At 50.4% G+C, this 12,859-nt stretch carries 12 protein-coding genes; 8 read left to right on the forward strand and 4 right to left on the reverse strand.

The features are described from left to right. Nucleotides 1-31 precede the first annotated feature (31 nt). Nucleotides 32-1,732, reverse strand: coding sequence for a DUF4127 family protein (locus tag NSU18_RS18205; protein ID WP_341149715.1), 1,701 nt, complete (start codon nucleotides 1,730-1,732; stop codon nucleotides 32-34). Between the two features lie 260 nt (nucleotides 1,733-1,992). Between NSU18_RS18205 and NSU18_RS18210 the strand changes: the two genes are divergently transcribed. The 4 genes from NSU18_RS18210 (at nucleotide 1,993) to NSU18_RS18220 (ending at nucleotide 3,131) form a co-directional block, all read left to right on the forward strand. Beyond that, entirely contained in the window at nucleotides 1,993-2,367 is a 375-nt protein-coding gene (locus tag NSU18_RS18210; protein WP_341015168.1) for a sigma-70 family RNA polymerase sigma factor, read from the forward strand. A 186-nt stretch (nucleotides 2,368-2,553) separates the two neighbouring features. Beyond that, nucleotides 2,554-2,706, forward strand: coding sequence for a glycoside hydrolase family protein (locus NSU18_RS32425; protein ID WP_445321812.1), 153 nt, complete (start codon nucleotides 2,554-2,556; stop codon nucleotides 2,704-2,706). Further along, a complete protein-coding gene (locus NSU18_RS18215) occupies nucleotides 2,652-2,888 on the forward strand; it encodes a hypothetical protein (protein WP_341149716.1) in 237 nt (78 codons plus the stop codon). The genes NSU18_RS32425 and NSU18_RS18215 overlap by 55 nt, the downstream gene beginning before the upstream one ends. A gap of 24 nt (nucleotides 2,889-2,912) precedes the next feature. Continuing rightward, entirely contained in the window at nucleotides 2,913-3,131 is a 219-nt protein-coding gene (locus NSU18_RS18220) for a hypothetical protein (RefSeq protein ID WP_341149717.1), read from the forward strand. Between the two features lie 181 nt (nucleotides 3,132-3,312). On the opposite strand, the gene NSU18_RS18225 is transcribed toward NSU18_RS18220, so the two are convergent. Continuing rightward, nucleotides 3,313-3,918, reverse strand: coding sequence for a hypothetical protein (locus NSU18_RS18225; protein ID WP_341149718.1), 606 nt, complete (start codon nucleotides 3,916-3,918; stop codon nucleotides 3,313-3,315). Nucleotides 3,919-4,207: 289 nt separating this feature from the next. Here NSU18_RS18225 and NSU18_RS18230 point away from each other — a divergent pair, with 289 nt between their 5' ends. Continuing rightward, a complete protein-coding gene (locus NSU18_RS18230) occupies nucleotides 4,208-4,606 on the forward strand; it encodes a GNAT family N-acetyltransferase (protein ID WP_341015173.1) in 399 nt (132 codons plus the stop codon). On the opposite strand, the gene NSU18_RS18235 is transcribed toward NSU18_RS18230, so the two are convergent. Both NSU18_RS18235 and ald read right to left on the reverse strand, forming a co-directional pair. Then, entirely contained in the window at nucleotides 4,607-5,875 is a 1,269-nt protein-coding gene (locus NSU18_RS18235; protein ID WP_341149719.1) for a PucR family transcriptional regulator, read from the reverse strand. Between the two features lie 622 nt (nucleotides 5,876-6,497). Then, a complete protein-coding gene (gene ald / locus NSU18_RS18240; RefSeq protein ID WP_341149720.1) occupies nucleotides 6,498-7,631 on the reverse strand; it encodes an alanine dehydrogenase in 1,134 nt (377 codons plus the stop codon). Between the two features lie 312 nt (nucleotides 7,632-7,943). On the opposite strand from ald, the gene NSU18_RS18245 reads away from it, so the two are divergent. From NSU18_RS18245 to NSU18_RS18255, 3 genes are all read left to right on the forward strand, one after another. Further along, nucleotides 7,944-9,263: an ABC transporter substrate-binding protein gene (locus NSU18_RS18245; RefSeq protein WP_341149721.1), complete on the forward strand. Its 1,320-nt coding sequence runs from the start codon at nucleotides 7,944-7,946 to the stop codon at nucleotides 9,261-9,263. 844 nt (nucleotides 9,264-10,107) lie between these two features. After that, nucleotides 10,108-11,880, forward strand: coding sequence for a sensor histidine kinase (locus NSU18_RS18250; RefSeq protein WP_341149722.1), 1,773 nt, complete (start codon nucleotides 10,108-10,110; stop codon nucleotides 11,878-11,880). Nucleotides 11,881-11,907: 27 nt separating this feature from the next. After that, nucleotides 11,908-12,699, forward strand: coding sequence for a response regulator (locus NSU18_RS18255; protein WP_341149723.1), 792 nt, complete (start codon nucleotides 11,908-11,910; stop codon nucleotides 12,697-12,699). Nucleotides 12,700-12,859 lie beyond the last annotated feature (160 nt).

Below are 12,859 nucleotides of genomic sequence, written 5' to 3' on the forward strand. Positions count from 1 at the left end.
TCCACGGAGAGCTGCCGGTCAAAAACACCTATTATTCTAACGTGACATGAGGATTCAAAGTAATTTCAAAGGCGCGGCCCCAGATATAATCGGGGTCATCGTACGGAAGGGCAGCACTGGTATATTCCGAGAAGACCCAATCGCCCCCGTTAATCTGCCGGATACTGCGCGCTGGTTCAGCACTGCCAATCAGGAAGGCGCTCTCTCCGGCAAGCGCAGCCGTGTGTGTCTGCATCCGCTCTCTCAGCAGAGCCTGAAGATGAGCGTAGTCCTCCGGGCTGTTGAACAACAACATATTCTGATCTGTAAATGTTGCAGCATTCTCATAGAGCGAATGGGCTCTGGAGTACGTCCGGATTTCGCCAATCGCCAGTCTTTTGTAGAAATAGTCCTTCAGGAAGCGCTTGAACAGCAGTGAGCCGTGAGCGTTAACCGCAAGCTCCAGCGCAGCCGCATCGGTCTCTGTAACGACATAAGCATATCGGGCCTGGGCCATGCCCAGTGCGAGGCCGATTTTGTTCCCCGGCGTGTTCCAGCCACTATATCCTAATAGCGCGCCAGTATGCCTGCTGCCCAGCAGAGTCTCAGTTATACCAGCATCTGCTGCACCTGCGCCGACACAGTCAATCACTAACGACGGGACGGCGCGGGAATCGTTATATTCAATCCGGTTAACCGCAGCCAGCGCCTGATCTGCAGCGGTAATCGCGATAATCTCCACCTCACGGGCATCGCCTACCGCCACTCCCCCCACAATATCCAGATGACGCAAAATGTTCTGGTGCACATCCATATATTCATACGGACTCGTAAGGGTAGAGCCATGAGGTCCGAAATATTCAACGGTGTACCTGGTGGTAGCCCCGTTCCGGTAGAGCTGATTCGCCATCCGCGCCAGCAAGGCCTGTCCCAGTCCGTCTGCATCCGGGAGAATGACGGCCCGGTGCGGATTTTGACCCTGGGTCCCGCCCAGCCATTCATTAATGCCTGCCTCCATATAGTGAATCTCGTTAATCTGCACGCCCTGAGTGTTAGCATCATCCACACCGACTGCAAGGAAATCAATAGAGCCCTCCTGCGCCAGCACCTCCAGAATATAGCGGTTCGTCTTGAATTTATGCGCTCTGGTATTGTAATACTGCTCTTTATCAAAAGTAGCCGTACTGCCATAGTCGCCGGTCGGGGACAGGTTATATCCGCTGAGAATATCGCCATACTGCGTGAAGCTTCTGCGCGGCTGAAGCATGAAATTACGGGACTCCGTATAAGCCGCGAGGTCCAGTCCTCCCGCAAAAGAGGTGGTCGCCAGCCTCATAATCGTGTCCATTACATACACCGGCTTGTCCGGATAAGCTTGTTTCACTTCACGGATGACGTCCAGCAAGTCTGTAATTGCTGCATCGTAAGCGGGATAAGCGCCCCCTGCATCCGTACGCAGACGGCGGCTGCCAATCAGTCCCCCATAGGCCAGCATGTCCGCCGACAGGATGAAGCCGTCTACAGAAGCGGCGTGCTCCAGAATAAATTGCCGGATCCTGGCTGTGTCTCCATAAGCCGGTGAACCTGTGGTCAACAGGGTTGTGCCCGATGCTGTCTTTTGCGAATCCAGGCGGTTCTTAAGGTCCGTTACATCCGGTGTGATCACATGAATCCCGGCCGACTTCCCTAGCACAATCACATCATCCAGATTCACAGGCCGGTCATCCAGCGGTACATATAGTACATTCTTCATTTCTATCACACTCCTCTAGTTAGCAGGGTAGGCTCAGAACAGATGCCCTCACTATATAAGGTGATTTACACAGATGGATTACAACCAGAACGATAAATTTTTTTGCCGTGGTTCGTAAAAGGGAATTTACATTGACTCTAGTATTTAGAGTGATAAAATATAGGAACATTTGTTCTTATTATTTGGGAAATGATTGTAAAAAAGGAATCTAATCTCTCTTTATAGTGTAGGAAGGAACTCTTCAAAAGGAGGGGCAGACAATGAAACCGGATGATAGTTTAAATCGCCGTTTTATTTCGTACATGGCCAATCTTATTTATTACAACTCCATTAATTATGACAAAAAAAGAAGAATGAAGGACACTCGGTTTCCTCTAACACTAGACAACGATGACAATATGGAATCTGTCCTATTAACTATTTATGATCCAGATGTTATACATGCAAATCTCAGAGATCACATCACAGACTATGCACTTTTTCAAGCTTATGAGACCCTTTCATCCCGACAACAAGAGATTCTATCACTAGCCTATGTCCACAACCTTAAGGACGAGGAAATAGCCAAAAAATTAGGTTACACCCAACAAAATATCTCCAAACACCGATTAAAAGCTTTATGTCAAAATGATTGAGGTTATACAAACTTTTGATATTAGTGAATTGAAATAAAATTAGGAGCGTGGTTGTAAATAAAGAGACTTATTTCTCTTTTTTTAATGTGAAGACAATACGGCATTGCAGAAAACTTGGGAATGGTGCTCTGGCTTTGATTCCTCCCTATTGTTCTTCTACTAAAAATAATTTCAGGAGTGATTACTATGGCAAATCTTGGCGCTGGCGGAGCAGACCTTATCAAATCGCATGAGGGATTTTCTTTGAAATTTTATGGAGATCCTGTTGGGTATCCAACAGTTGGATGGGGACATCTGATAACAGAAATACAACCGGTAATCCAAAGGATTCTCTTCTAACCCAAGCAGAAGCTGATGCTCTATCAAGTTCTTTAAATTTAGGTTATACTTCACCAATTTCTCAGTCTAAGGCAAATACTTTTTTTACTGAGGATACTGCAAAGGCTGTTTCGGCAGTAAATAAATTGTCACTTCCTAACGGCCATACACTTTCACAAAATCAGTTTGATGCCCTTGTTTAACTCACTTTTAATGGAGGTCCTGGGGTGCTAACAACTCCAGATGTAAGAGCCATGCTTGCCTATAAGCAAATCTATCCAACTTTTATTGGCCCACGTACAACAAACGAAATTGATAATTGTTCAAAATTGGTCAGTAAAGCATTCTCATATGATAAAAAATTACAAAGACGAAGAAATGAAGAAGCCACTTTATTTTGTAAAGGCTCTGGTTATACTCACAAATATCCAGTATATACTCTGTAGTTCAATCGTTTTAAGACATAAACAGGAAAGAGGCTGTCCCAAAAGTAAATATTCTATAGGTGGAAACAAGACTTATAGCTTCTTCAAAGCTTAACATGTAAAAAAGGAGCGTTTCTCCGTTATTGGAGGACCGCTCCTTTGCGTTACTAGTCGTTCGCTACTTGGTTCAGCAAACATTGCATTAATCCGAGACTTTTTTAAGCTCAAAAATAGTTGCCTCTGATAACAAGATAAGTCTATCACTATTAACAGCAAAAAAATTCAAGCCAGAAGGTATGCCAAGTTTTGTATGAGGATCACTTACATCTATTACTTTTACTACATCCTTTATATTTAAGTCTGGAATATCTATTTTGTAGAATCTATAAAAAGAGTCAGAGTTAGTACATGTCGTTGTAATTTCGTATAATGGATTTTTTAGTTCAGTTTGATATTTCGTGTATTTTTTAAGTCCTTTTGATGAAAAAAAATCTTTTTCGATGATAATTTTATCTCCAATGAATTTTTGCCCTGTGGGATATTCGGAAGCATCGTTGTATGAACTTGCAAACCCTAGAAGTTTCTCAACTTTCCAAGTTCCATAGAAATTTTGTGCGGTTTCAATATCCAAGCTTATACGGTCTACAGTACAATCTCCAGAACGATCTGTAATCTGTTCCGGCTGTGTTGTTACTTGTTTACTGGGAGAATCGTCTGCACCTTGTGTAACTGTTGCAGGCTTATCTGACCCACATCCTGAAAGCAAAATGGCACTCAATAACATCAATAATCCTAGCTCTTTTTTCAATATTCTAATCTCCTTTCCCTTACCTAGCAGAAATTATATCAGAGCGAACTGCCAGAGGAATGACGTAATAATAACATTATTTACTTATAAAGTTAAATTTATGTCAACGTTCCTGTATCGGGCTCTCGCTTCCTCTGGGGCAAGAAAGTCCTTTCAACATAAAGAACCCACCCATTAGAAAGGCAGGCTCTATATACTCTTAATCATAAACGATGCAAGAGTATCCTTTATCCATTTTTGCTCATTTATAGATTAGAATAATAAAAATGAATGTAAAAGGAGAGTCATTATGGCATTAGAATTTAAGGTCAATGAAAAACTGCTCCCTGAACAAATGGCCGAGGTGTTTAGATTATCGGGGCTAAAGCGCCCTCACAGCGATCTAGAACGTATGGGCAAAATGATTGATCAAGCCGACATCTTAATTAGCTGCTGGGATGGCGGACGGGTAGTCGGAGTAGCACGGGCCATTACGGACTATTGTTACTGCTGTTACCTCTCAGACTTGGCCGTCATCAAGGAGTATCAGAAGCAAAATATAGGCAAAGACCTGGTAAAACTTCTTCAGCAGACCTTAGGAGATCAAGTAGCCATCGTGCTTTTATCTTCTGAGGAGGCCTTAACGTTCTATCCTCAAATCGGCTTTGAAGCAGCTACCAACGCGTTTCGGATCGCCCGCAAACATTAGCTACTCTCTGGACCCGGCAGCCTCCTGGAACCATAGATTCACCTGCGCTGTTTCCTCGGTTAAAAGATCCAGGTAGATGGAGGTGCGGTAATCGGTCTCCTTGAGGCTCCGGCCTGTAATCTCGGCGATCCGGTTGAGGCGGTACATTAAGGTATTGGTATGAATATGCAGAAAAGCGGCCGCTTCCTTCAAATTTCCGTTCAGCGACAGATATACGGCGAGGGTCTTCAAGAAATCGCTCTTATGCTCACGGTCATGCTCCTTCAGCGGATAGAGCAGCAGACTCCGGCGGGGGCGGCTCCGTTTCTGCTCCAGTATAGCCGGAAGATACGCCCAGAACCCGATCTCTTCATAGAGCAGCAGCTCACGGGTATGGTAAGGCAGCAGCTTTTTCAGCTCCAAAATCTGCACCGCTTCACGGTACGCTTCGGCGGCCGAGGCATATTCACGGTACTCCGGACTGCAGCCTGCCGTAAACTTGCCGCCTTCGCTCTGGCCCAGCTCCCCTAGCAGCTTGTGCAGGAACGAAGACAGACGCCCCGTCCCTTCCACAGGAAACATAAAGGAGAACAGAATAATCAGCCGGTTCTGCTCGGCAGTCTGAAAGAGCAGTCGCTGACCGGTATAGGTATCCATCACCCTGCGGAATTTCTGCAAAAAATGCTCATCCACCGGCCTGCTTCTCTCCAGCACCCCGACATAATAACGCTCCGGCAGCAGGATCGCCCCTGCCTCTGCCTCCTGGCGGATTCGCGGCTCACTCTCATAATGCGAGGTCAGCAGCTTCCAAAAGAAATCCTCGAACGTCTTCTCCTGCTTCGTCTTCCAGCCGCGCTGCTTCAGCAGATAACGTCCGGCAATCCCGGCAGCCTTCTCCACGATATGTTCCGCATGACCTTCGGTAAGATTGCCACCGTCCACTACCCAGATATAGCCGAGAATCTCCTGCTGGTGCCGGATGCACATGGCAAGTCTGGGACCCAGACCGACCTCCATCACGGCGGGGATACGGATCGGATGGCCGGTATTCTCCAGACTGTGCATCACACCTTTTTTGCGAAGGCCAATGATCACGGTATTCGGTACTCTTTTGCCGATAATGGTCGAGATTCGCGCCGGATCGCTCTCAAACTGATGGGAGCTGTAGCCGATCACATGATGATTGCTGTCCTCAATCGTAACCTGAGCCTGAAGCGATTCACTAAGGGTATCCGCCAGGGATTCCATGCTGTCAAAAAAACGGTCAAATGCTGGCTCTGCTTCTGTCAATGTTACCACCCCAACCCCAAAGAATAGCCGAAGCTTATATAAGTGATTACATTATATTACAGCGCCTGGCAGTTGCCTATAGGGGGATAAAAGAAATGTGGAGGAAACCTGACATCCGATGAAGAATTTGCGTCAAACACAAAATAGTGTGCAGCGATAGCTTACATGGATGGTGTATCCGGCATACATGTCTTCGCACCAGCAGTTCGCTTACATCCAGCCCGTACACCCTCGCACGTGCCCATTGTGATCGGTTTTCCGATTACATCCGGACCGCTCACCCCCAACGTGTCCATTGTAATCGGTTTTCCGATTACATTCCGCCCACTCACCCCCAACGTGTCCATTGTAATCGGTTTTCCGATTACATTCGGACCGCTCACCCCCAACGTGTCCATTGTGATCGGTTTTCCGATTACATTCGGACCGCACACCCCCAACGTGTCCATTGTAATCGGTTTTCCGATTACATCCGGACCGCTCCCCCTCGCACGTGCCCATTGTAATCGGTTTTCCGATTACATTCGGCCTACTCCGCACAAAAAGCCCGGTGATTGCTCACCGGACTCCGTCTCTGTCTATTGCACTGCCACTCTACTCTAGCCGACTTCCTCTCTATAAGTTAGATCAGCGTGAATTCCTGCTCTACAGCGGCTTCAACCGTGAAATACTCTTCCCCAAGAGCTTCGGCTACGGCCTGGCAGGTGATTTTGCCGTTGGCCACGTTGACGCCGCTCTTCAGACCGGCATTGTCTTCGATGGCCTGGAATACGCCTTTGTTGGCAATTTGCAGGGCATATGGAACGGTGACGTTGGTTAGGGCAATGGTCGAGGTTTTGGCGACTGCGCCCGGCATATTGGCGACCGAATAGTGCAGGACCCCATGCTTCTCGAATACAGGGTTGTCGTGCGTGGTCACCCGGTCAATCGTCTCCACAATCCCGCCCTGGTCAATCGCCACATCGACAATGACGGAGCCCGGCTTCATCGTCTGCACCATCGCTTCCGTTACGAGCTTAGGCGCCTTCGCGCCTGGAATCAGCACTGCCCCTACCAGCAGATCGGCCTCAGCAACGGCCTTAGCAATGTTGTACGGATTGGAGATCAGGGTACTGATCTGGGCACCGAAAATATCGTCGAGCTGACGAAGCCGGTCTGCGCTCAAATCGATAATGGTCACCTCGGCACCAAGTCCGATGGCCATCTTGGCTGCATTGGTGCCGACCACACCGCCGCCGATAATGCTGACCTTGCCGCGGCTTACGCCGGGAACACCGGAGAGCAGGATACCCTGTCCGCCGTAGTTTTTTTGCAGGAATTGCGCACCAAGCTGTACGGCCATACGTCCGGCTACCTCGCTCATCGGGGTGAGCAGCGGCAGGGTACGGCCATCCACTACGGTCTCGTAGCCAATCGCGAACACGCCTTTGTCCTTCAGCGCGGCCGCCAGGGCTGGCTCAGGAGCCAGGTGCAGATAGGTGAAGAGAATCAGACCCGGACGGAAGTAGCCGTATTCGCTGGCCAGCGGCTCCTTCACCTTCATTACCATTTCAGCGGCAGCCCACACAGCGGCAGCTTCTGCAACCAATTCCGCACCGGCTGCGGCATACTCCTGATCCAGGAATCCGCTGCCTACACCGGCTCCAGCTTCCACCAGCACCTTGTGACCTTCAGCGGTTAGGCTTACAACACCCGCCGGGGTAATCGCTACACGGTTTTCATTGTTTTTGATCTCTTTAAGTACGCCAATAATCATCTTTCATCGCTCCTGTCAGGTTAGAGTTCTCTTATGTAAAGAATCATAACATATGATTTCCAGCAGCATTTTGGGTAAAAAGAAAAACATGATCTGACATGATTGTGTTTTTACACAATGGGCTTAAGATGCCACAGCGGCTGCCCCGGAATAGAACGTTTCCCTGCACTATCACCGCCCTTGCCCTAATCCGGGGAGAGAATGTAAAGTTATGTTCCATATACTACTGTTTTTTGTTCCTTCTGACGCTTCTGGCCATCTGCTATTCTTGAGTTGCAAGCTTATACAGTACACACAGGGAGGTTGTCGCTTTTGAATAAGAGCCGTGTTATTGCCGGAATCACTTCACTCGTTCTGATCATGGGCCTGGCCACAGGCTGCGGGAACAGCAGCAATTCATCTTCAGCGCACAATGGAAGCTCTGCTACAGGTAAGAATACACCGGTTACGCTCAAAATGTGGGGCGGTGTCCCGCCGGAATCCGGTCCGCAGCAGGTCGTGGACAACTGGAATAAGGAGCACCCCGATATTCAGGTGGAATATGTACGCTATGTTAATGATGATGACGGCAATCTGAAACTGGACACGGCGATGATTACCGGCCAGGATGTGGATTTGTTCGTGAACTATACGATCTCCCATGCCGCCAAGCGGGTGGAATCCGGTCTGGCCCTGGACCTCAGCGGCTACACCGATTACAACATTGAAGAGAAGATGGGCGCGGACACCGCGAGCTGGAAAATTGAGGGCAAATTCTACGGCGTTCCGACGACCAAAAGCCCATTCTTCATCGCCCTGAATAAAGACGCCCTGGACAAGGCCGGTCTGCCCGTTCCGAAGGAATGGACCTGGAATGAGCTGCGCGAGTATGCGAAGAAGCTGAAGAACGGCGGTTCGTACGGTTTTATTCAAAATATGGAGCCCTTCGTGGACCCCATCGACTCCGTGCTCTCCCAGGAGGGCTATACCAAGCCGGACGGCACCTCCAATCTGGATCATCCGCTGGTCAGACAATGGCTGGAGACGCTGAACGGGATGATGCAGGACGATAAGACCACGCCGCCGCTCGGCGAGCAATTAACTTCCAAGATGCCGGTGGAGCAGGTCTTCCTCAGCGGAGAGGTGCCAATGCTCAATATCGGGGCGTGGCTGCTGCGCAGCTCCAATAACTTCACCGACTTCCCGCGTGATTTCAAAATCGCCTTCGCTCCGGTACCCCGGCTCACTGAATCCGCCAGTGATTACGTGACCCGCGGGGGCCTCGGCGATTACATCTCCATTAATGCCAAGTCCAAGAAGCAGGAAGCGGCCTGGGAGTTCCTGAAGTGGTATTCCGATGGCGGCATGTCCCCGATGGCAGCGGGCGGAAGACTCCCGGCCTCCAAGGATGCCAAGCAGGAGGATGCACTCAAGAGCCTCATCGGCGACAAAAGTGACTCCTACGATCTGGACTCCCTGATGTACGTCATGTTCGACAATAAGACGCCAACCTACGTCCGCAGCCTTCCGCAAGAGGTAATGGACCTGCGCTCACAGGAGTACGAGAAATATTTCCTCGGCTCACAGTCGCTAGATCAGACTGTGCAGGCCATGGCAGCGCGGCATAACGAGTATTTGAAGCAGAAGAAGTAGCGGCTCGGGTGCAGATAGCGGAGTTAGCGAATTTAGCGAAGACAGCGATGATAGCGATGATAGCGGAGTTAGCGAAGATAGTGATGTTAGTGAAACCATAGAGGAATGCAGTTTGCTTGCGGACTGGGATGCGCTTATTTGGCTGAATCGCGCTATTTTGGAGGCTACGCGGACTCAGATGCGCTTAACTACCATTTTCCCTCTCAATTTCGGTTACCTGGAGGATATAGCGGCCTCTGAGTCCGCCCACCGGCATAAAGCTGATTATTTCGCCAGATAAGAGCACCTGAGTCCGTCAGTCCGTCAGTCCGTCGGTCCATCGTCCGTCAGTCCATCGTCCGTCAGTCCTTCGTTCCACAAACATAGGCGGTTCATGCGCCCGGTAACCCTAATTACCACGCACACTGGAAGATCGTTTATAATCTGGGAGGAGGGACCATCTTCGCAAAGGAGGGATGAAATGCTCAAAAGCTTCAAACCCTTTGACAGGACAATCATTATAGGCGGATTAGTATCGGCGGGGGGCTTTCTCCTGGCTGGCGTGTTTCTTCTGCTTGCGCTGAAGTACAACATCATTCGTTTAAACTGACATCTTCTCCCCCAGCAGACTCCAAGAGGTCCCTTGACAAGGCGGGGCGGATAACTATCCGCTCCGTCTTTCTTCTGCCGCTGTCAAGCCCCCCGAATAGAACAAATCTATGCATTTTCGCCACCCTCCCGTGTCCGCTGGAACAAAACCATGCAATTTGAAATATCGCCAATCCGGCGGAGCGATTATGCTATAATCTAGCATATCAACCGGCCCGGACCGGGCAGGTTCAGTCAGGCTTGGAGGTGCTTCCCTGTGTCACAGCTGCTGCGCGTGCTGATTCCCCAGAAGTTGAAATACCGGCTGTTCACCGCATTCGTGTGCCTGATTCTGCTGCCGTTCGGCACACTGAATATTTATAACTATCAGCGTATTGAGACGCTGATCCAGAAGAAAATCAGCCAGCAGAGCCACTATCAGCTGGAGCAGATGTACCGCACGCTGGAGGACCAGATCAGCATCGCCTTCAAAACGCTGCTGTTCCTGAAGCAGGATGACACCGTGAAGTCCGTGCTGGTCCATCCTGAGCAGCGGAATGAGCTGGAGAATAAGCGGCTGATGGAGAATATTTTCAAGAACCTGAACAACAGCTTCTTCCTGTATAATCCTTCGGTCTACTTCATGATTCTGGACTTATCTGAAAGCGCATACACCTCATACCCGCCCAAGGATCCACTGGTCTATGCCAAGCTGCGGGCCAATCCGGGGTTCGACCGGGGGCAGATGGATAACAACTCCTATCACTGGGTGCCCAATGATGCCAACTACGTGCTGCGGGATGTTTCTACCAGCGCCTATCTTCTCTCCTTATATGCCTATCTGGAGGATGCCGGAAATAAGCCGTATGGCATGGCCCGGATCAGCATTGATTATACGTACTGGCTGCGCTCCATCCACAAGCAGTCCGACCTGGAGCAACAGTATTTCCTGATTACCCGTTCGGGCGAGGATATCTCCCAGTCGGTTCCGGGCAGCCAGTTGTCTGACAAGGTGAAGGCAGGCTTCACCGGGCAGCCGGGACAGCAATATTTTATCGACAAAGAATCGAACGCCCTGATTAACTATATCTATGTGGAGTCGCTGGACTGGTACATCGTCAACCGGATTCCGCTGTCAGTGCTGTTTGCGGAGATCGAGGGGCTGAAGCAGCAGTACTTCGTGACGTTCCTGGTGCTGACTAGCATCTTCCTGATGATGACCTTCGTGATTGCTACGACCATAACGCGGCCCTTGTCCCATCTGCAGAACAAGATGAAGGCGGCGGTGCAGAAGAACCTGAAGATCCGCCTGCCGGAGCACAAATTCAGCGGCGAGATCCTGGAGCTGACCCGGACCTTCAATACGATGCTGGACGATACCAACCTGCTGATCCAGAAGCTGAAGGCGGAGGAGCGGCAGAAGGAGGCGGTGCATTTTCAGATGCTGCTGGCCCAGACAAATCCCCACTTCCTGCTGAACACGCTGAATACGATCAAATGGATCGCCATCCGCGAGCATAACGAGGACATTACGAACATGACCCTGTCGCTCGGCAAGCTGCTGGAGGCCAGTCTGAATACCGATAAGGATCTGATCCATCTCAAAGATGAAATCGAGCTTGTAGAGGCCTATGTCCATATTCAGCAGGTCCGCTACGCCCACAAATTCGACTGTACCTTCACGTATGACGAGGACATTCTGTATGCTCTGGTGCCGAAGCTCAGCCTCCAGCCTCTGGTCGAGAACGCCATTATCCATGGAATCAGCAGGCTGCCCGGCCATGGCCTCATTGAGCTGAACATCCGCCGCGAAGAGCACAGGCTGCTTGTCGAGATCCGGGACAACGGCGTAGGCATGGAGCAGGGCGGGGGGCCCAAGGCTCCGCGCAAGCGTCCGGGCATCGGACTGAGTAACATTCAGGAGCGGCTGCGGCTGCTGTTCCGGGAAGAGGGACAGCTTGAGGTGCTCTCATCCAGTGAAGGTGTTACTGTACGCTTGACGCTGCCGCTGCTCCTGTCCACACCTTACGGCAACGAACATCCGGCTTGAGGCGCATAACTAAGGGAGGGATTACACATGTGGAAGGTACTGCTCGTGGAAGATGAGGTATTCGTTCGGGAAAGTGTGCGCGAGATTATCGCCTGGGAGGAGCTTGGCTTCACGGTCAGCGGGGAAGCGGGCAACGGGGCTGAGGCGCTGGAGATGATCCGCGAAGATGCGCCCGATCTGGTGATTTCGGATATCGTCATGCCGGAGATGGATGGCGTCGAGCTGCTGCGCAGAACCCGTGAGGAAGGGTTCGATTCCCGCTTCGTCATGCTGACCTGCATGAATGACTTCGAGAACGTGCGGCAGGCCATGGAATACGGGGCGTCCAATTATATTCTGAAGCTGTCGATGAGTGTGAATTCACTCCGGGACACACTGCGCAAGATCAGCGGCGAGCTGGAGAAGAACCGCAAGGTAGAGCCGGACAGCCCTCAGGAGCCTACCCCGCCCCCGCCGGCCCATGAGGAGATTACGAGCCACCCGGAGATCCAGAAGATTCTTCATTATCTGCATGAACACTACGCTGAGGATATTACCGTGAAGTCGATGTCCCAGTATGTGATGATGGCCGAGAATTACGTCAGCACCCTGTTCAAAAAGAAAACCGGCCACACCCTCATCCACTATCTGCACCGTGTACGGGTAGATCAGGCGATCCGGCTCCTGACCGGCTCCGACCTGCCGGTCTATGAGATCGGCAATCGGGTCGGCTTCGTGAGCGATAACTACTTCATTAAGATCTTCAAGCGCCTGACCGCGCAGACGCCCAGCCAGTACCGGCATCAACAGCGGGAGAAGCCGGATAGCTTAAGCCTGTAGCCTGTTTCTTATCGGATAACGATCATTGTGTCACTCCAGCGGCATTCCTCTCGGGAATGCCGCTTTTTTCTTGCTGCCGGAACGCCAATAGAACATAACTAAGACCGAAGTGCCTGCTGCCGCTTGTGTAATTGTATATTTCTGTGCCATGAAGTGGGTG

The sequence above is a fragment of the Paenibacillus sp. FSL H8-0048 genome (genome assembly GCF_038002825.1).
In the GTDB taxonomy this organism is placed as follows: domain Bacteria; phylum Bacillota; class Bacilli; order Paenibacillales; family Paenibacillaceae; genus Paenibacillus_AQ.